14 protein-coding genes are annotated in these 18,745 nt (G+C 72.6%); 5 read left to right on the top strand and 9 right to left on the bottom strand.

Translation table 11 applies throughout. The features are described 5' to 3' along the window. The first annotated feature begins 74 nt into the window (after positions 1-74). Positions 75-722, top strand: a complete 648-nt coding sequence (locus NUT86_RS09860) for a TetR/AcrR family transcriptional regulator (RefSeq protein ID WP_148589326.1) — start codon at positions 75-77, stop codon at positions 720-722. 117 nt (positions 723-839) lie between these two features. On the opposite strand, the gene NUT86_RS09865 is transcribed toward NUT86_RS09860, so the two are convergent. The 3 genes from NUT86_RS09865 to NUT86_RS09875 form a co-directional block, all read right to left on the bottom strand. Continuing rightward, positions 840-2,219, bottom strand: a complete 1,380-nt coding sequence (locus NUT86_RS09865) for an MFS transporter (protein WP_159490101.1) — start codon at positions 2,217-2,219, stop codon at positions 840-842. A 162-nt stretch (positions 2,220-2,381) separates the two neighbouring features. Beyond that, positions 2,382-3,464 carry a zinc-binding dehydrogenase gene (locus NUT86_RS09870; RefSeq protein WP_159490103.1) on the bottom strand — a complete coding sequence of 361 codons (1,083 nt, stop codon included), beginning with the start codon at positions 3,462-3,464 and terminating at the stop codon, positions 2,382-2,384. A gap of 84 nt (positions 3,465-3,548) precedes the next feature. Further along, the gene (locus NUT86_RS09875) at positions 3,549-4,946 is read right to left on the bottom strand and encodes an aldehyde dehydrogenase family protein (protein WP_159490105.1); all 1,398 of its coding nucleotides are present in this window, start codon (positions 4,944-4,946) and stop codon (positions 3,549-3,551) included. A gap of 341 nt (positions 4,947-5,287) precedes the next feature. On the opposite strand from NUT86_RS09875, the gene NUT86_RS09880 reads away from it, so the two are divergent. Next, complete coding sequence (locus NUT86_RS09880; RefSeq protein WP_159490107.1) at positions 5,288-5,860, top strand: hypothetical protein; 573 nt, start codon at positions 5,288-5,290, stop codon at positions 5,858-5,860. Positions 5,861-5,932: 72 nt separating this feature from the next. Here the strand turns inward: NUT86_RS09880 and NUT86_RS09885 are convergent, their stop codons facing one another. From NUT86_RS09885 to NUT86_RS09905, 5 genes are all read right to left on the bottom strand, one after another. Continuing rightward, entirely contained in the window at positions 5,933-6,829 is an 897-nt protein-coding gene (locus tag NUT86_RS09885) for an NAD(P)-dependent oxidoreductase (protein ID WP_159490109.1), read from the bottom strand. A 97-nt stretch (positions 6,830-6,926) separates the two neighbouring features. Beyond that, complete coding sequence (locus NUT86_RS09890; protein ID WP_274734718.1) at positions 6,927-8,312, bottom strand: MFS transporter; 1,386 nt, start codon at positions 8,310-8,312, stop codon at positions 6,927-6,929. After that, complete coding sequence (locus NUT86_RS09895) at positions 8,313-9,809, bottom strand: CitMHS family transporter (RefSeq protein WP_274734719.1); 1,497 nt, start codon at positions 9,807-9,809, stop codon at positions 8,313-8,315. It lies immediately after the preceding gene. Positions 9,810-9,943: 134 nt separating this feature from the next. Continuing rightward, positions 9,944-12,169 (bottom strand): molybdopterin-dependent oxidoreductase, encoded by a 2,226-nt coding sequence (locus tag NUT86_RS09900; RefSeq protein ID WP_274734720.1) that lies wholly within the window; start codon positions 12,167-12,169, stop codon positions 9,944-9,946. A gap of 140 nt (positions 12,170-12,309) precedes the next feature. Beyond that, complete coding sequence (locus NUT86_RS09905; RefSeq protein WP_159490117.1) at positions 12,310-12,966, bottom strand: TetR/AcrR family transcriptional regulator; 657 nt, start codon at positions 12,964-12,966, stop codon at positions 12,310-12,312. A gap of 138 nt (positions 12,967-13,104) precedes the next feature. Here NUT86_RS09905 and hmgA point away from each other — a divergent pair, with 138 nt between their 5' ends. Beyond that, positions 13,105-14,430, top strand: coding sequence for a homogentisate 1,2-dioxygenase (gene hmgA, locus NUT86_RS09910; RefSeq protein ID WP_159490119.1), 1,326 nt, complete (start codon positions 13,105-13,107; stop codon positions 14,428-14,430). Positions 14,431-14,446: 16 nt separating this feature from the next. Next, entirely contained in the window at positions 14,447-15,193 is a 747-nt protein-coding gene (locus NUT86_RS09915) for a GntR family transcriptional regulator (protein WP_018087871.1), read from the top strand. 617 nt (positions 15,194-15,810) lie between these two features. On the opposite strand, the gene NUT86_RS09920 is transcribed toward NUT86_RS09915, so the two are convergent. Continuing rightward, positions 15,811-17,202, bottom strand: coding sequence for an MFS transporter (locus tag NUT86_RS09920; RefSeq protein ID WP_274734721.1), 1,392 nt, complete (start codon positions 17,200-17,202; stop codon positions 15,811-15,813). A gap of 219 nt (positions 17,203-17,421) precedes the next feature. Here NUT86_RS09920 and NUT86_RS09925 point away from each other — a divergent pair, with 219 nt between their 5' ends. Next, positions 17,422-18,672 (top strand): type ISP restriction/modification enzyme, encoded by a 1,251-nt coding sequence (locus NUT86_RS09925; protein ID WP_274734722.1) that lies wholly within the window; start codon positions 17,422-17,424, stop codon positions 18,670-18,672. The last annotated feature ends 73 nt before the right edge of the window (positions 18,673-18,745 follow it).

Raw genomic sequence — 18,745 nt, forward strand, 5'->3', positions numbered from 1 at the left:
GTGGACGAGCACATGGACAAGAACAGTTAATTAGCACTGCTAGTTTTTGGTGGGCAGCCTCTACTATGTGCGTCATGGCCCGACCCCGCAAGCCCCTTCTGAGCCGCGAGCGCATCGTCTCCACGGCGCTGGCGCTCATCGATTCCGAGGGGCTTCCGGCGCTCTCCACCCGGCGCCTGGCGGCGGAGCTGGGCGTGAGCGGGCCGTCGCTCTACAACCACTTCACGACCAAGGACGAGATCCTCGACGCGGTGGCCGACACGGTCATCGCCAAGGTCGATGTGTCGGCGTTCGAGACCGGCACGGACTGGCGCACCGGGCTGCTCGACTGGGCCCGCTCCTACCGCGCGGCGCTCGCCGCGCATCCGCACATCGTGCCGTTCCTCGCCCAGGGCCCCGGCCGCCGCCCCGCCGGCCTGAAGATGGCCGACGCGGCGTTCGGCGGAATGGTGGAGGCGGGCTGGCCGCCCGCCCAGGCCACCAGGGTCTGCGCCATGGTCCGCTACTTCGTGGCCGGCTCCGCACTGGGCTCCTTCGCCCGCGGCTTCGTCGACGACCCGAGCGCCTACGACCCCGCCGACTACCCCCACCTGGGCCAGGCGCATCTCCTCGCGGAACACCAACGCCAGGTGGACGAGGGCGCATTCGAAACCGGCCTGCGGGCCCTGGTGGACGGCCTGGCACTACAACACCCGGACCTCGTACCGCCGGAGGGCCGCTGAGGGCGGCGGGGCGCCGGAAAGCCGCGGGCGTCGCCTCTGGGCAACCGTCGCCTCTGGACAGGCATCACCTCTCGACGGACGACACCCCCTGGGCGGCCGTCACCCCCTGCGCGGCCGTCACCCCTGAACCTTCGTCGCCCCCGGCTCCGCCCCACCACCCGGTGCGGGTGTCGTCCCGGCGCGGCGGATCAGGAGCCAGATGGACACCAGCGCGATGACGGACAGCGCCATGATGTAGCCGGACACCGCCATCGAGGTGCCGCTCGCCTCCAGCAGCAGCACCATCACGAAGGGCGCGAGTCCGCCGCCCAGGATGGCGCTGATCTGATAGCCGAGCGAGGCGCCGGTGTAGCGCATCTCGGCGGTGAACAGTTCGGCGAACAGCGCGGCCTGCGGCCCGTACATGATGCTCAGGAAGCAGCTGCAGACGAAGGTGCCGACGGCCAGCCACACCAGCGACGCCGTGTCGATGAGCAGGAACATCGGCACCGCCCAGAGCAGCAGTCCGACGGCGCCCGCGGCGTAGACCCGCAGCCGGCCGATCCGGTCGGACAGCGCCGCGGCGGCGGGAATCATGGCGAGTTGGGTGAGGCTGACCAGCAGCGAGACGGCCAGTACGGAGGTGCGCCGCATGTCCAGCTCGCGGGTGGCGTAGTCCAGGACGCCGGTGATGAGGATGTAGAAGGTGGCGGTGTTGACCGCGAACGAGCCGCCGGCCAGCAGGACCGTGCGGAGGTGGTACCGCAGGATCTCGCGCAGCGGGGAACGGCGTGCCGCGGCGGCCTGCTCGGCCGTCGCCAGCTTCTCTTCCGCGGCCCGGAACGCGGGGGTCTCCTCGACGCGGGTGTGGATGTAGCGGGCGAGGAGGAGCACCAGTACGCCGACGAGGAAGGGCAGCCGCCAGCCCCAGGTGCTGAAGGACCGCTCGTCGGTGAGCGCGCCGGCCAGCAGGAAGGCGGAGTTGGCGGTGATCACGCCGAGGGGGACGCCGAGTTGCACCAGTGAGCCGTAGAGCCCGCGTTTGCCCTCGGGGGCGTATTCGGTGGCCATCAGCATCGCGCCACCCCACTGGGCGCCGACCGCGATGCCCTGCAGCAGCCGCAGGACGACCAGCAGGATCGGCGCGGCCAGCCCGATGGTGTCGTACGAAGGGAGCAGGCCGATGGCGGTGGTGGCCAGCCCCATGACGGTCAGGGCGAGCACCAGCATGGGCTTACGGCCGTGCCGGTCCCCGAGCTGACCGGCGATCACACCGCCGACCGGACGGGCCAGAAAGCCCACCGCGAAGGTCGCGAAGGAGGCGAGCACACCGGCGGCCTCGCTGCCCGAAGGGAAGAAGGCGGGGCCGAGGACGAGTGCGGCGGCGATGCCGAAGACGAAGTAGTCGTACCACTCGACGGCGGAGGCGAGGGCCGCGGCGGTGGCGACCCTGCGGCGGCTGCGGGTGGAGGGCGGCGTACCGGTGTTGCCGTGTGGCGCGGAGGGGGCCGTGTCCATGCGTGCACACTCCGAGGGGTGCGGGAGGGGAGGGGGGCGGCGCCGTGATGTCGGGCGACCGTACCGACCGGCCGGTACGGCGTCAACGGACCACGCAGCACGAGTTTTCGGCACCCCCCTGAATGCGGGGCCGGGGCCCTGCGCCCCGGCCCCGCCCCTCACCTAAAAGACCACCAACGCCCGCCCTCCCTTGCCCGCCAGCATGGCGTCGAAGGCGGCCGGGATGTCGGCGAGACCGATCCGGTCGGTGACCAGGGTGGAGAGGTCGAAGGCGCCGGAGCGGATGTGTCCGGCGATGAGGGGGAGGTCGCGGGCGGGGTCGGTGTTGCCGTAGACGCAGCCGGAGAGGGTGCGGCCGAAGTAGAAGAGTTCCAGGGCGGAGAAGGACACCTGCTGGTCCTGGCCGCCGATGCCGACGACCGTCGTACGGCCGCCGCGGCGGGTCGCCGACCAGGCCGTACGGATGGTGTCGGCGCGGCCCACGCACTCCACGGCGACATCGGCGCCCATACCGCCGGTGAGCTTGCGGACGCGCTTGGCGGTGTCGTCGCCCGCCACCAGGAACTCGGTGGCGCCCGCCGAGCGGGCCAGCTCCTCCTTCTCCGGCGAGACGTCCACGGCCACGACCGTGCCGGCGCCCGCGATCCGCGCGGCCTGCAGCGTGGCCAGGCCCACCCCGCCCACGCCGAAGACCACGACCGACTCCCCCGCGCGCACCCGGGCGCTGTGGTGCACGGCGCCCCAGCCGGTGAGCACCGCGCAGCCGAGCAGCGCGGCATCGGCGAGCGGCACCCCGTCCGGCAGCGGCAGCGCGGCCCGTGCGGAGACCACGGTCTCCTCGGCGAACACGGCGGTGCCCAGGCCGGGGTAGAGCTCGGTGGCGTCGTCGGCACGCCTGGCGTACGGGGCATTCGCGGCGAGGCCGGAATGCGCGCACAGCCAGGGCTCGGCAAGGCCGCAGAAGTGGCAGTCACCGCAGGACGGCGCCCAGTTGAGGACGACCTGGTCGCCGGGGGCCACCGTGGTCACGTCGGGGCCGACCGCGGTGACGGTGCCCGCGCCCTCGTGCCCGAGGACGGCCGGGGCGGGCTGGCGCAGGGTGCCGTTGGACAGGGAGAGATCGGAGTGGCAGACGCCGGCGGCGGCGAGCCGGATGCGGACCTGGCCGGGGCCGGGCTCGGGCAGGTCGATCTCGGTGATCTCCAGGGGGGCGTTGACGGCGGGCAGTACGGCGGCGCGGACCACAAGGACTCCTCGGTGCGCGGGGCGGCGGGCGGGACGGGCGGGCCTCGCGGCGGGGGACGCTGTGGCCCCCGCCGCCCGGCCGGATCAGAACTGCAGCGACTTGGTCTGCAGATATTCGGTCAGGCCGTGCGGGCCCAGCTCCCGGCCGACGCCGGACTGCTTGTAACCGCCGAACGGGGCAAGGGGGTTGAAGCGGCCGCCGTTGATGTCGACCTGCCCGGTGTGCAGGCGCCGGGCGAAGGCGACCGCTGTGGCCTCGTCGCCCGCCCAGACCGCACCGGCCAGCCCGTAGATCGTGTCGTTGGCGATCCGGGCCGCGTCGTCCTCGTCCTCGTACTTCAGGATCGACAGGACCGGGCCGAAGATCTCCTCCTGGGCGATGGTCATCTCCGGGGTGACGTCCGCGAAGACGGTCGGTGCGACGTAGTAGCCCGTCCCGGGGACGGCCGCCTCCGGGCCGCCCGCCACGACCCGCGCGCCCTCGGCGATGCCCTGCGCGACATAGCCGCGCACCCGGTCCCGTTGGGCGGCGTTGACCAGCGGACCGGTCTTCTCGCCGGGTACGTACTTCGCGGCGGCCGCGGTCGCCAGCTCCACCGCCTCGGCGTAGTGGTCCCGGTGGACCAGCATCCGGGTCCAGGCGCTGCAGGTCTGGCCGGAGTTGGCCATGACGTTCGCGACGCCGACCGCGACGGCCTTGGGCAGGTCGGCGCCGGGCAGGATGACATTGGCGGACTTGCCGCCCAGCTCCAGCGCGACCCTCTTGACCGCGCCGCCCGCGAGGGCACCGATCCGCCTGCCGACGGCCGTCGAGCCGGTGAAGGAGACCAGATCGACCCCGTCGTGCTCGGCGAGCGCCTGTCCGGCGACCGGGCCGAGGCCGGTGACGAGATTGAAGACACCCGCGGGTATCCCGGCCGCATCGACGCACTCGGCGAACAGCTGGGCGACCAGCGGGGTGTCCTCGGCGGGCTTGAGCACCACCGTGCAGCCGGCCGCGAGCGCCGGGGCGACCTTGGCGACGATCTGGTGGAGCGGGTAGTTCCACGGCGTGATCGCGCCGACCACGCCGAGCGGTTCGTGCAGCACGGTGGAGTTGCCGAGCGTCTCCTCGAAGGAGTACGTACGGGCCAGTTCGGCGTACGAGCCGCAGACCGCGACCGGCACTCCGGCGTGCACCGCCGTACTGAAGGCGAGCGGCGAGCCGAGCTCGGCGGTGACGGTCGCGGCCACCTCCCCGGCCCGGGCGGCGAGCTGATCGCGCAGTGCGGCCAGCCGGTCCGCCCGCTCCCCCGGCGGGGTGGCCGCCCAGCCCGGCAGGGCGGCGCGGGCGGCCCGTACGGCGGCGTCCACGTCCTGCGCGGAGCCGGCCGGGACGACCGCGATCACCTGCTCATCGGCCGGGTTGACGACCTCGATCGTCCCGCCGCCCTCGGCGGGCCGCCAGCTTCCGTCGATGTACATCGCGTCGTGCTGCTTCACGTCGTGGTCCTCCCGCGCCGGCCGGTGGTCATCCGCCCTAAACTAGCGCCGGTAGTTTTGCGCCGCCAGGGACCCCGCCCCCTGAGGTGGGGTGACGGTGGCCACGAGAGGCCGACTGGGCGGTCGTGACCTCGCGGCATGTTCGCGGTCCAGGAGCCTGCACCAGCACACCGGCCCGCCGATCGACCGCCTGCCGGCATCGACTCCCCTCGCAAGTCCGAAAGCAAGCATTCCACATTGCGGAAAGATGTCGACGGGGCCACCATCGGGCAACTCGCACCGGAGGCGGGAGTGCTGTACGGGGCTCCCGCCTCCGGCAATCACCTATGCCTGAGGTTCACATGCATCTGTACCGCCTCGTCCCGCTCGGCGCCGCCCTCACCATTCTCCTTTCCGGGTGTGCCGTCGATGCGGGAAAAGAGCCCCCGGGTCAGGGCACCCCGTCGGTAAAGCCCCCGGAGACGCACGAAGAGCTGAAGACCTCAGCACCGGACAGCGGCAGACCATGGGAGTCCGACGATGCCATGCAACGCGCGGAACGGGCTCTGGACGCTCATGACGAGGACGGCAGCGATCCGCAACGCTCCGGGTCCGGGTCCGCACATATCGCGAGCGGAGTGAACAAGACATTCCAGGCACCGGGGAAGCGGTGGTACCGCCTCGACATCACCTGCGACGCAAGGGGCGTTGAGGAACTCACCCTCACATTGACGCGTGGCGACGCGGAGCAGGCCTACGGAATCGGCTGCGGGGACCGTGAGGCCGATCAGTTCAACATCCCCCCGGGCGCCCCCTTCACGGCCCGTGTCGACACGGTGCGGAGCGGCACCGGCCTCGTCCTGTGGCGCCTGAACACCATCGCTCCCGACGACGTGGACGGATGTGATGACGACATCGACGGCTGCGGCGGCTGAACCATGAACGCCCCGTGATCTTCTGCGGGCGGCCCCGCTCCGCATACTTCGACGCCCGACGAGGCCCCGCCCTCACCCCTTGGCGGACGGCTTGCGCATTTCCTCGATGATGCTGAGGAATCCCGCCTTGCCGTGGCCCGCGGCGATGGTCCGGTCGGCGAGGCCCTTGACGGCGGCGAGCACATCGGTGTTGATCCCGCGGTCCACGGAGGCCTCGATGATGTGCGCCATGCCCGCTGCCTCCATGACGATGTTGTCCTGGTCGCCCCGGAGGACCCCGCGGTCCAGATCCTGCGCCATGCCCGCGGCGAGGGGCGGCAGGATGTCGGCGATCGCCCCCGTGAAGGGGACGAACTCCTCGGCCGGGACGCTCTCGGCGCCGGCCAGTGCGAAGGCGTGCACCAGGCCCGCCATCGCGGAGTAGAAGAAGGCGAGCAGGGCGAGGTCGTACACGGCGGCCATGGCGTGGTCGTCGCCGAGGTACGCCGCCCGGCCGCCCAGCACCTTCAGCGTCTCCTCGTACGTCTCGAAGGCCTGCCGTGAGCCGCTGTAGAGGAGGGTCGCGCCGGGCTGCCCGACGTCCGTCGTCGGCACCATGACCGAGCCGTCGAGGTAGTCGATGCCGTGCCCGGCGGCCCAGGCGGCGGCGGAGCGGGCGCGCTCCGGGGTGTCGGACGTCAGGTTGACCAGGACCCGGCCGGACAGCCGGGAACCGGCCGGCTCCAGGATCTCGTGGGCCGCGGCGTAGTCCACCACGCACACGATCACCAGCGGACTGGCGGCCACCGCCTCGGCCACCGTGTCCGCGCGGACCGCGCCGCGCGCCACCAGATCCTCGGCCTTGCCCTGCGTACGGTTCCACACCGTCGTGGGGTGCCCGGCCCCGACGAAGGCGCCGGCCAGTGCGCTGCCCATGGCGCCGAGGCCGAGCACGGTCACCGGGGTGCGGGGGTCGTGGGCGTTGCTCATGGTGTGCTCCTCACCTGCGGTGCGGGCCCGGCCCGATGCCGGACCCGCTGTGCACACCACCCTGCCGAGCTGCGCTTATGGTTCCCTTCGGGTCTGCTTACGGTCCCTTCGGGCGGGCTTGCGGGCGGGTTTGCGGGCAGGCTTGCGGGCCGCCGGTGCCGTGGCCCACCCGCCCTTGCCCGGCCTCCTCTTCCGGGGCCGGCGCGGCCTCGCCCTCCGCGGCCGGCCCGGTCGCCTTCACCGCCGGCGCGGGCCCCCCGCCCGCGCCGGGTGTGGTGCCGCCGCCCCGCTCCGGGCCCGTACGGGCGGCCAACGCGGCGGAGGCCAGCAGCAGCGCGCCGAGCAGGACGAAGGGCGCGGCGGTGCCCGCGACCCCGGCGAGCAGTCCGGCGCCGGCCGGGGCGGCGACCTGGCCGAGGCGGTTGCCGGTGAGGCGGAGCGCCAGCGCCGTACTGCGGGCCCGTTCGGGGGCGGCCTGCACGACCGTCGTCATCGACAGCGGCTGGCCGACGCCGAGACAGAAGCCGAGGGCGAGCAGCATCGCGGCCAGCGCCCACACCGGCACCGGCAGCACCAGACCGCCGCACAGCACACCGGCCAGCGCGCAGCTGACCACCATCAGCGCGGTGCGCCCCAGCCACCGGATCATCGGCGTCATCACCAGCCGGCAGGCGATGGTGGCCGCGGCCCGCAGGCTGAGCAGCAGACCGATGGTGGTGGGGGCGATGGCGCGGTCCTCGCCGATGACGGGGAGGTAGGCGGTGAGGATGTCGGTGGCCGAGAGCACGGCCAGGCTCATGAAGATGCCGGCCGGTACGCCCCGGGTCCGCAGGATGCCGCGGACCGGGGCCGGCGGTCCGGCCGCCGGGGCCGGGGCGCCGGACGGGACGGTGCGGGCGCGCTGTTCGAGGCGCCAGAGCGAGGCGTAGGAGACGGCGGCGACGGCGCCGGAGACCAGCAGGGCGGTGGCGCTCGTCGGGGCCATCCGGCCGTCGTGCTCGGAGATGACGAGCCCGGCGGCGGCCGGGCCGATGAGCTGGCCGAGGGAGGCGCCGATGGTGAAGTGGCCGAAGTTGCGGTCGCGGTCCTCGGGGGCGCTGCGGCGGGCGACGATCGACTGGGCGCCGATGACGAAGCAGAGGTGCCCCAGACCCATCACCCCGCTCCAGGCGGCCATCGCGGGCAGCGAGCCGGCCAGGCCGCTGAGCGCGCAGCCGCCGCTGATCAGCGCCACCCCGGTCACCAGCAGCGGGGCACAGCGGCCGTGGTCGGTGCGGCGGCCGAGCGGGACGGCGACGAGCAGCGGCAGCAGGGCGTAGACGGCGGTGATCACGCCGATGGCGCGTTCGTCGGCGCCCAGGGCGAGGGCCCGGTAGGAGACGGCCGGCCTGGCCATGCTCACCGCTCCTTGCGCGAAGGAGAAGGTGAGGACCAGACGCAGCAGCCATCCCCTGCCGGGCCTCCGGGTGTCGGTGCCGGTCATCTAGATGATGCCGAAGAGCACACCGGCGCACAGGACCACAAGGGAGGTCAGCGCGGCCCATTTGACGGTGAATTTGGTGTGGTCGCCGAACTCGACCTTGGCCATCCCGACGAGGACGTAGACGGCGGGGACGAGCGGGCTGGACATGTGCAGGGCCTGGCCGACGAGGGAGGCGCGGGCGATCTCGATGGGAGCGACGCCGTGGGCGGCACCGGCCTCGGCGAGGATCGGCACGATGCCGAAGTAGAAGCCGTCGTTGGACATGAAGTAGGTCAGCGGGATGCTGAGGACTCCGGTGACGATGCCCATGTGCGGGCCGAGCGCGTCGGGGACGCCGCTGACCAGCCAGCGGGCCATGTGCTCGACCATGCCGGTGCCGGTGAGCACCCCGGTGAAGACGGCGGCGGCGAAGACCATGCCGGAGACGTTGAGCACGTTCTCGGCGTGCGCGGCGACGCGGGCCTTCTGGTCCTTCATGTGCGGGAAGTTGACGGTGAGCGCGAGGGCGGCACCGATCAGGAAGAGCACCGGGATCGGCAGCGTCTGCATGATCAGCAGGGTGAGCAGCGCGAGGGTGAGCGCGGCGTTGAACCAGTAGAGCTTGGGGCGCAGGGTGGCGCGCTGCGGGTCCAGGACCTGGAGGCCGTCGTCCTCGTCGGCCTGCTCTCCGGAGCCGGCGGCCGGCGCGTCGTCGGCGCCGGTGTCTGCACCGCCGGTGGTGCGCCGCGTACCGGCCGGGGTGCCGCCGGTGGTGCGCCGCGTACCGGCCGGGGTGCCGCCGGTGGCTCCGGTGCCCGCGCCGACCAGAACCTGCTCGGCCTCCTTCTCGGGCACGGTCCCGGTCACCGGCCGGGTGTCGCCGAGGGTGTCGTCGAGGGTCAGCACACCGAGCCGCTTGCGCTCGCGCCGGCCGAGGACGTACGCGAGGGCGAAGACCGCGACCAGGCCGACGGCCAGGGCGGGAATCATCGGGACGAAGATGTCGCCGGCGTCGAGCTTGAGCGCGGTGGCGGCACGGGCGGTCGGGCCGCCCCACGGGAGGGTGTTCATCACGCCGTTGGCGGTGGCGGCGACACCGGTCATCACCACGAGGCTCATCTTCAGCCGCTTGTAGAGCGGGTAGAGCGCCGAGACGGTGATCATGAAGGTGGTGGAGCCGTCACCGTCGAGCGAGACGATCGCGGCGAGCAGCGCCGTACCGACCACCACCCGCACCGGGTCGGCCTTGCAGAACTTGAGGATGCCGCGAACGATCGGGTCGAAGAGACCGACGTCGATCATCACCCCGAAGTAGATGATGGCGAACATCAGCATCGCGGCAGTGGGGGCCAGGTCACCGATGCCCTTGAGGACATAGTCGCCCAGGTGCGCGCCCTGTCCGACCAGGACGCAGAACAGCGCTGGGATCAGCACAAGCGCTGCCATCGGTGACATCTTCTTCATCATGATCAGCACCAGGAAGGCGGCGATCATGACAAATCCGAGGATTGTCAGCATTGGGAGTTACCTCACGTTCGCCCTTGAACATCTGCCGGGGGTGGCGGTTCAGGCGACGTTAGGTCCCGCAAAGTTTTGTTAACAAGGCCTTGACGCGCGAGCAATACGAGCAAAACCCCAGGTCAATAGGGATGTCACCGGACGGGCGTGAGCACAACCGGCAGACCGTTGAGCACCACGGTGCCCGAGAGCGGGTCCAGCAGCCGTCCCGAGTTCAGCTGGTTGACATTGACGCCGGGGTCGGCGGCGGCGACCGCCAGCCGGGTGCCGGGCCGGTCGTGGCCCCAGCCGTGCGGCAGGCTCACCACCCCGCGGCGCACGGCCTCGGTGATCTCCACCGGCACCTCCAGCGCACCGCCGTCCCCCGTCAGCCGCGCCAGACCGCCGTCGGTGAGCTCCAGCCGCGCCGCGTCGTCGGGGTGCACCTGGACCGTGCAGCGGTTGCTGCCGCCGGTCAGCGCCGGGACGTTGTGCAGCCAGCTGTTGTTGGAGCGCAGATGGCGGCGGCCGATGAGCAGCACACCGTCGGGGCTTTCGGTGAGCCGGCCGCGCAGCCGGGCCGCTTCGGCGGCGATCGGCCCGGGGCACAGTTCCACGGCACCGCTGCGCGTCCTGAGCACACCGGGCACCCGGGGCGCGAGCGGGCCGAGGTCGATGCCGTGCGGGTGCGCCAGCAGCCGGTCGAGGGTCAGCCCGCCGGGGTCGGCGCCGAAGCCCTCGCCGTACGGGCCGAGCCGCAGCATCATGTCCAGCCGCCGTTCGGCGCCGGTCAGTCCGGTCAACTCCTGTGCGAGTGCGGCTGGTTGGCGCCCGTACACGGGAGAGTGCGGATCGCTCACGGCCTTGCCGAGCGCCGTGTCGATCACCATGGTGTCCACCAGGCCGGGGTCCGCGCCGTCCTGGCCGCCGGCGCACAGGATCAGCCGGGCGTGGATCTCGCACTCGTCGGGCCGCCCGTCGGCGAGCGGGAGCACCGGCCGGGTATAGCGGGCCTGGTTGCGCACGGCCAGGGCGTTGAAGGCGTAGTCGAAGTGCGGGCTGCGGGAGGGCGGGGGCGGCGGCAGCACGACATCGGCGTGCCGCGAGGTCTCGTTGAGGTACGGGTCGACGCTCACCATGAAGTCGAGCGAGGCGAGCGCGGCGTCGAGACGGTCGCCGTCCGGGACGGAGAGAACCGGGTTGGCGGCGATGACGAGGGCGGCCCGGACGCGGCCCTCGCCGGGGGTGTCGATCTCCTCGGCCAGCGCGACGATGGGCAGTTCGGACTTGGCCTCGGGGTGGCCGGAGACCCGGCTGTGCCAGCGCCCCAGGGCGAATCCGCGGCCGGGCCCGGCCGGGCGGGGTGCCGGACCGGTCGCGGAGAGCGGGAACATCAGGCCGCCGGGGCGGTCGAAGTTCCCGGTGAGGACGGCGAGTAGGTCCACGAGCCAGCTGGTGAGGGTGCCGAACTCGACGGTGGTGGAGCCGATCCGGCCGTACACCGCGGCGGTCTCCGCGGCGGCCAGCTCGCGGGCCAGCCGCCGGATCCGCTCGGCGGGTATGTCGCACAGCGGGGCGACCGCCTCGGGCGGGAAGTCCGCCGCCAGCCGCTCGACCTCATCGAGCCGGCCGAGGTGCTCCGCCCGCTCTCCCAGGTCCACCAGACCCTCCGCGAAGAGGACATGGACCATCGCGAAGAGCAGCAGGGCGTCGGTGCCGGGCCGGACCGCGAGATGCTCGTCGGCCAGCTTGGCCGTACGGGTACGCCGCGGGTCGATGACGGTCAGCCGTCCGCCGCGGCGGCGCAGCGCCCTGATCCGGCCCGGGAAGTCGGGTGCGGTGCACAGACTCCCGTTGGAGTCCAGCGGGTTGGCGCCGATGACCAGCAGGTGATCGGTGCGGTCCAGGTCGGGTACGGGGATCACCAGCGGGTCACCGTAAAGCAGTCCGCTGGAGACGTGCTTGGGCATCTGGTCGACGGTGGAGGCGGTGAAGACGCTGCGGGAGCGGAGGCCGGCGAGCAGCACGGGCGGGTAGAGGGCGCCGGCGACGGTGTGCACATTGGGGTTGCCGAGCACCACGGCGACGGAATCGGGACCGTGCTCCTCGATGACCGGGCGCAGTCCGGCCTGGACGGCGGCGAACGCCTCGTCCCAGGTGGCCTCCGTCAGCTGCCCGTCGCGCCGCACCAGGGGCCGGCCGAGCCGGTCGGGGTCGGCGTCCACCTCCGGGAAGGCGGCGCCCTTGGGGCAGAGGAAGCCCCGGCTGAAGATGTCGTCGCGGTCACCGCGGGCCGCGGTCACCCGGTCGCCGTCCACGGTGAGGGTCAGCCCGCAGGTGGCCTCGCAGAGCGGGCAGATGCGCAGAGCGGTACGGGTCATCGGTCTCTCCCGGGGACGGTGCCGGTGGCGGTGGCGGCAGGCTGCGTACCGTTCCGACCATACCGACCGGTTGGCATGAGGGAAGCCCCACGGCGGAATCCCGCCGGGCGAACGGCCGGACCGCCGCCCCTCCCCCGCTCTCACCCCTCCCCGGCGTCCGCCCCGTCCAGATAGCGCGCCAGATAGGACCGCAGCAGCAGCTTGGTCTCCGTGACGAGGGCCGGATCGCCGTCCGGGTCCGTACGGAAGGCGAGCTGGAGCAGCGCATCGGCCGTCTCGACGCCCACCAGGAAGGCGGTGCGCAGCCGCTCGTCGGCGGCGTCCAGTCCGAGCGGGCCGGCGAAGAGGGCCAGCAGCCGGTCGGCGACCTCGTAATTGGCCTGCCGGGTGGCGCTCGGGGCGGGGACGGTGAACTCCACCAGGGCGAAGCCCGGCACCGTCCGCTTCATGGCGAGGTATTCGTCGACCACCACATCCATCGCATGGCGCCACGGGAGCGGGGTGTGCGCCGGGGCGGTCAGCCGGGCGGTGATGCGGTCCGCATAGGCGTCGAGATTGCGCCGGGCGAGAGCCTCGGCCATGGCGCGCTTGTTGGGGAAGAAGCGGTAGACGGAGCCGATCGGGACCCCGGCCCGGCCGGCCACGGCGCGGGTGCTCAGGTCCTCGTACCCGGTCTCCTCCAGCACCTCGGCGCAGGCGTCGAGGATTCTGGCCAGCCGCTGGGCGCTGCGCTGCTGGACGGGCGCACGGCGCAGGGACGCGGGTGGCAGGGCGGGGCGGGGGGTCGGCTGCTGCACCCGACCATCCTGCCCGCCGCCGGGGCGGGCGTGCACGAGCGCAGCGATCCGGCCGACGCGGCCGGGACTCTCCGTTGACGCCTCCCCACCGCAATCCTAAGGTCTTGCATAGGATTCCTTGAGCGGCGGGAGCACGCGATGACAGGCACGGGCAACGAGCAGGCGAGGAAGACGGCGGAAGGGCTGGCGTACCTCACCGGCTTCGGCAACGAGCACAGCTCGGAGGCCGTCCCGGGCGCGCTGCCGGTGGGCCGCAACTCCCCCCAGCGGGCGCCGCTCGGCCTGTATGCCGAGCAGCTCAGCGGTTCGGCCTTCACCGAACCCCGCAGCCACAACCTGCGCTCCTGGCTCTACCGCATCCGCCCGTCGGCCGCCCATCCGCCCTTCGTCCGCGCCGAGCAGCACGCGGTCCGCTCGGCGCCGTTCACCGACTGCGCCCCCGACCCCAACCGGCTGCGCTGGAACCCGCTGCCCGAGCCCGCCGGCCCGGCCGACTTCCTGGACGGCCTGTGGACCCTGGGCGGCAACGGCGACGCCACCCAGCGCACCGGTATGGCCGTCCACCTCTACTACGCCAACACCTCCATGGACCGGCGGGTGTTCGGCAACGCGGACGGCGAGCTGCTGATCGTGCCGGAGCAGGGCGGGCTGCTGCTGCGCACCGAACTCGGTCTGCTGCACGCCGCGCCGGGCGAAGTGGCGCTGATCCCGCGTGGTGTCCGCTTCCGCGTCGAACTGCTGGACGCGACCGCCCGCGGCTATGTCTGTGAGAACTACGGCCGGCCCTTCCAGCTCCCCGACCTCGGCCCGATCGGCGCCAACGGCCTGGCCAACCCCCGTGACTTCCGCGCCCCCGTCGCCGCCTACGAGGACGTCGAGGGCCCCGTCGAGGTCGTCAACAAGTTCTGCGGCAACCTCTGGACGGCCACCTACGACCACTCCCCCCTGGATGTCGTCGCCTGGCACGGCAACCACGTCCCGTACGTCTACGACCTGCGCCGCTTCAATGTCATCGGCTCGATCAGCTACGACCACCCCGACCCGTCGATCTTCACCGTCCTCACCTCCCCCTCCGACACCCCGGGCCTGGCGGGCGTGGACTTCGTGGCCTTCGCGCCCCGCTGGCTGGTCGGCGAGGACACCTTCCGGCCGCCCTACTTCCACCGCAATGTGATGACCGAGTACATGGGCCTGATCGAAGGCGCCTATGACGCCAAGGCGGAGGGCTTCGTCCCGGGCGGCGGCTCGCTGCACAACATGATGTCGGCGCACGGGCCGGACCGGGAGACCTTCGACCGGGCGAGCGCCGCCGAGCTGCGGCCGCAGAAGATCGACGACGGGCTGGCCTTCATGTTCGAGACCCGCTGGCCGCTGACCCTGACCGAGCAGGCCCGGGACGCCGGCCATCTGCAGCGCGGATATGACGACGTATGGCAGGGTCTCCAGCGCCACTTCCGCCCGTGACACCGGGGAACGCCTCGTGACCACCTTCGCTCCCGACTCGCTCGCCCTGAACCGCAAGCTGCCGCTCTGGTATCAGGTCTCGCAGTCGTTGCGCGCCTCCATACTGGGCCGCTCCCCGGAGGCGCCGCTGCGGCTGCCCACCGAGGACGCGCTCGCCGCGCACTACGGCGTGAGCGTGCTGACCATGCGCCAGGCCCTCAAGGAGCTGGAGACGGAGGGCCTGATCAGCCGGCACCGGCGCCGTGGCACCTTCATCGAGCCGAGCGCCCAACGCGGTGCGCCGGTCCGGCTGCTGGGTTCCGTGGACGCGATCGTGGCCCAGCAGTCCGGGATGAGCACCGAGCTGCTGGAGCACGGCCGCACCGCGGTTCCACCCGAACTGTCCGAGTACTTCCCGGATCTGGCGGAGGTGACCGGCTTCCGCCGACTGCGCAGCGACGAGGAGACCGGCGAGCCCACCAACCACGCATACAACTACGTACACCCCGAGGTCGCCGCGGCGATCGATCCGGCGGATCTGCTGCGCTGGCCGATGACGAAGGTGCTGCGGGACGCGGTCGGCGTACGGATCAGCCGGATCACCGACACCGTCGAGGCGCGGCTGGCCGACCCGGAAACCGCCCGGCTCCTCCAGATCCCACTGCTCAGCCCGATCCTCCACTACACGGGCGTCACCTACGACGAGGACGGCCGCGCGGTGGATGTCGCGCGGATCCACTACCGGGGCGACTGTTTCTCGTTCACGGTCACGATGGACGCCTGACCTCCCACGTTTTCGGCTGTCCCTCCGTGGGACTTCTCGCCGTTACGGGTCCGCTGCGCGGGGCTTGGGCGCGGGTGATGCTTGGAGGTGCCCCTCCGTTGCGGGTCCGCTGCGCGGGGCGTGGGCGCGGGTGACGCTTGCGGGTTCCTCGCCGTTGCGCCTGCGGCGGGCGGGTGGTTGTCGGGTGCGGTGACGGACCTCCGGGGCCTGGTGTGTGGACTGCTTCGCTTTACGTCCACACACCAGGCCCCTCCGGCCCGTCCCCTCCCGTGGGAGGAGTCAGTGAACGGGAGTGGGGGCGGGCCACCGTAAACCTCAAACCTCTCCCACGAGCCGCACCGGACCACTCACGCAAACCCCACCGGCCCTTCTCCCACCCACCAACGGGAGGGGACGGGCCGGAGGGGCCGGTGTGTGGGACGTAAAGCGAAGCAGTCCCACACACCGGCCCCGGAGGCCCGTCACCGCACCCCGACAGCCCCGCGCAGCGGACCCCGCCCGCCGCCAGGCGCCACGGCGAGGGCACCCGCAGACATCACCCGCGCCCAAGCCCCGCGCAGCGGACCCGCAACGGCGAGAAGCCACCACGGCGGGAAAGCCGAAAACGTGGGAAGGCCTCAGATCCGCTCAAGGCTCCGCCCAGTACTACGCGGCCCCAGGAGCGCCACGTCCAGGCACAGCAGCAGCATCAGCAGCGCCGAGCCAGTGAAGACCGCGGCCGCCCCGAGGCTCGTCAGGGCGCTCAGCGCGACGAACGGCAGGACGACCGAGGTGAGGCGGGACAGCGAGTAGGCGATGCCGATGGCGCTGCTGCGCAGACCGGTCGGGAAGAGCTCGGTCTGGTAGACGTGGAAGGCGTTGGAGAAGACATTGCTGCACACCGTCAGCAGGAAGCCGAAGGTGACGATGGCCCAGGTGGCGGTGGCGAAGCCGAAGGCCAGGCCACAGCCGGCGATGCCCAGGGCCGAGGCGATGATCAGTGTCCGGCGCTCGATCCGGTCGATGAGCGGGATGGACAGCGCGGAGCCGATCGGATAGCCGCAGAAGCTCAACGCCGCGTACAGCAGCGACTCGGTGACGGTGTGGCCCTTCGCGGTGAGCACGACCGGCGCCAGCGACCCGAAGCCGTAGTAGCCGACGGTCTGCAGCACCTGGAAGATCCACCACATGACGGTCCGCCGCCGCTGCTCGCCCCGGAACATCTCCGCCAGCGGCACCTTCCGCTCCGGTACGGTCTCCGCTTCCGGCACGGACGGCAGGCTGCCGCCGCGCTCCCGGACCACTCGCTCCTCCAGCCCGGCCACGATCCGCTCGGCCTCCTCGCCGCGCCCGTGCACCGTCAACCACCTCGGTGATTCCGGGAGTTGGCGCCGCATCAGCTGGAGGAACGCGGCGCCCAGCGCCCCGGCAACCAGCAGCCAGCGCCAGCCTTCGATGCCGAACAGCTGATGCGCGGCCACCAGCCGGGCACCGAGCAGCGCGGCGACCGGAACCCCGACGAAGCCGAGGGTGTACGCCCAGGCGATATAGCGGCCGCGCACCGCCCGGGGCAGGAACTCCGCGAGATAGGTGTCCACCAGCACGAGTTCGGCGCCGAGCCCCAGGCCGGACAGAAAGCGGAGCACCAGGAGCCAGGACAGGTCCGGGGCGGCGGCGCACAGCAGCGAGAAGAACGCATACGCCCCCAGGTTGACCAGGAACATCCGGCGCCGCCCGAAACGGTCGGCGAGCACCGACAGCACATTCGCCCCGACGAACATCCCGAGGAAGCCGGCGGCGATCACCCAGGACTTCGCGGTGTGCCCGAGGTGCCACTGTTCGGCGAGGGCCGCGGCCAGCACCCCGCCGAGGAAGATCTCGTAGAGGTCGAAGAAGGCGCCGATGCCGACGATGAGGGTGATCCGGCGGTGCCACCGGGACGGCGGCAGCCGGTCCAGCCGTGCCGCGGCCCGGGCACCGATCGGGGTTCCCCCGCGCCGTTCCGGCGTGGAGGAGGTGGTGTCCGTCATGACGGTCCTCCCCTGAGCAGGTCCCGGCGCGCGCGGGACGGAGCCGGGTCCGCACCGCGTGGTCGGGCGTACGGCGAGGACCGTACTCCGTCAAGATCAGCAAGCGGAAGACCGCCTGCGCCCGCCCTGGAAGAGTGGTATGGCCTGCGGATTCGGTGCGGCCACGGGGGCGCTGGATACCATGCCGGGGTCAACCGAACGGTCCGGGAGGGGCTCCGCGTGACGGCGAAGCAGGACGCGCCACGGCTGTCCGATCTCATGCCGTGGTCCGTGGCGCCGCTGCGGCTCGGCCGTTCCTGGGTACGGGCGCCGGACCCGGCCACACTGCGTGCCCGTTGGGCGGCGCTGGTGGCCGCCGGGGACGCGGCCGAACGCGAGCGGCTGTTCCGGCCGTCCCGGGCCCGGACCCTGCACTCCGCCGTCGGCCAGCTGCCGGGCCAGGCCACCCCGACCGGTCGGCTCCACCGGGCGAGCGGACCGTGCCCCGAACCGGTGCGGATCCTGCACGGCCCGTTCGACCAGCAGTGGCTGCTGCCCGACCACCGGCTGATCGACGGTGCGCGCCCGGAGCTGTGGCGGGTCGCGGACGCACACCAGCTGTTCGCGGTCGAGTGGGGGCAGGTGCCGCAGCTGCCCGGCCCCGCCGTGACGTGCTCGGCCCTGCTGCCGGACGGACGGTCGCCGGCCGGCCGCCCCGGACGGATCCACCCGCTCTACCGGCGGCCCGGCGGCCGGGAGCCGAACCTCGCCCCGGGCCTGCTCGCCCTGCTCGGCCGGCGTCTGGACCGCCCGGCGGGCCCGACGGATCTGCTCGCCTGGCTCGCCGCGAGCGCCCACCACTCCCCCGACGGCTGCACGGTCCCGCTCACCACCGACCCGGAGCTCTGGGACCGCGGCGTCGCGCTCGGTGCCCGGCTGCTGTGGCTCGGCACCCGGGGCGCCCATGGGCACGGGGCGGACGGCGGGCAGTCGGGCGAGCGGCCCCGGATGCCGGGCGGCCGCCGCCCGTACGTCCGCTCCGCACTGCCCGGCCGCGGGCTGCCCGGGGCCCTCGGCTACGACCCGGAGGAGGAGGCGCTGCTCCTCGGCAGCGGCCGGATCTCGCCGGTGCCGCCGGGCGCCTGGGACTTCCACGCGGGCGGCGTCCGTGTCCTGGAGGCGTGGTATGCCGAGCGCACCGGCGCGGGAGCGGAACCGCCCGAGGCCGGTTCACTGGCCGCGCTGCGCCCCACCAGCTGGCCCCAGGAGTGGACCTCGGAGCTGCTGGAGCTGATCACCGTACTGGCACTGCTGTCCGAACTCCGGCCGGAGTGCGCGGAGTTGGGGCGGCAGACGGCGGACGCGCCACAGGTGACGGCGGGTGAACTGCGGGCGGCCGGCATCCTTCCGGCGCCGGTCTCCGCGCGTCGTCCGGCCTCCGTGCTCGACCACCACGAGGAGGGCCCGGAGGGGCAGTTCGCGCTGGTGTGAGCGTCGGACAGCTGAACGGTCCGCCGGGCCCGGCCCCGTACAGCAAACCACCCGTCGCAGCACGCGCGACGGG

Source organism: Streptomyces sp. G7(2002) (assembly GCF_028870195.1).
Lineage (GTDB): Bacteria > Actinomycetota > Actinomycetes > Streptomycetales > Streptomycetaceae > Streptomyces > Streptomyces nigrescens.

Excerpts from the sequence above, each read along its gene's own strand:
- NUT86_RS09890 (WP_274734718.1), bottom strand. The coding sequence starts at position 8,312 with ATGACCGGCACCGACACCCGGAGGCCCGGCAGGGGATGGCTGCTGCGT.
- NUT86_RS09860 (WP_148589326.1), top strand. The coding sequence starts at position 75 with ATGGCCCGACCCCGCAAGCCCCTTCTGAGCCGCGAGCGCATCGTCTCC.
- NUT86_RS09895 (WP_274734719.1), bottom strand. The coding sequence starts at position 9,809 with ATGCTGACAATCCTCGGATTTGTCATGATCGCCGCCTTCCTGGTGCTG.
- NUT86_RS09900 (WP_274734720.1), bottom strand. The coding sequence starts at position 12,169 with ATGACCCGTACCGCTCTGCGCATCTGCCCGCTCTGCGAGGCCACCTGC.
- NUT86_RS09880 (WP_159490107.1), top strand. The coding sequence starts at position 5,288 with ATGCATCTGTACCGCCTCGTCCCGCTCGGCGCCGCCCTCACCATTCTC.
- hmgA (WP_159490119.1), top strand. The coding sequence starts at position 13,105 with ATGACAGGCACGGGCAACGAGCAGGCGAGGAAGACGGCGGAAGGGCTG.
- NUT86_RS09865 (WP_159490101.1), bottom strand. The coding sequence starts at position 2,219 with ATGGACACGGCCCCCTCCGCGCCACACGGCAACACCGGTACGCCGCCC.
- NUT86_RS09885 (WP_159490109.1), bottom strand. The coding sequence starts at position 6,829 with ATGAGCAACGCCCACGACCCCCGCACCCCGGTGACCGTGCTCGGCCTC.
- NUT86_RS09920 (WP_274734721.1), bottom strand. The coding sequence starts at position 17,202 with ATGACGGACACCACCTCCTCCACGCCGGAACGGCGCGGGGGAACCCCG.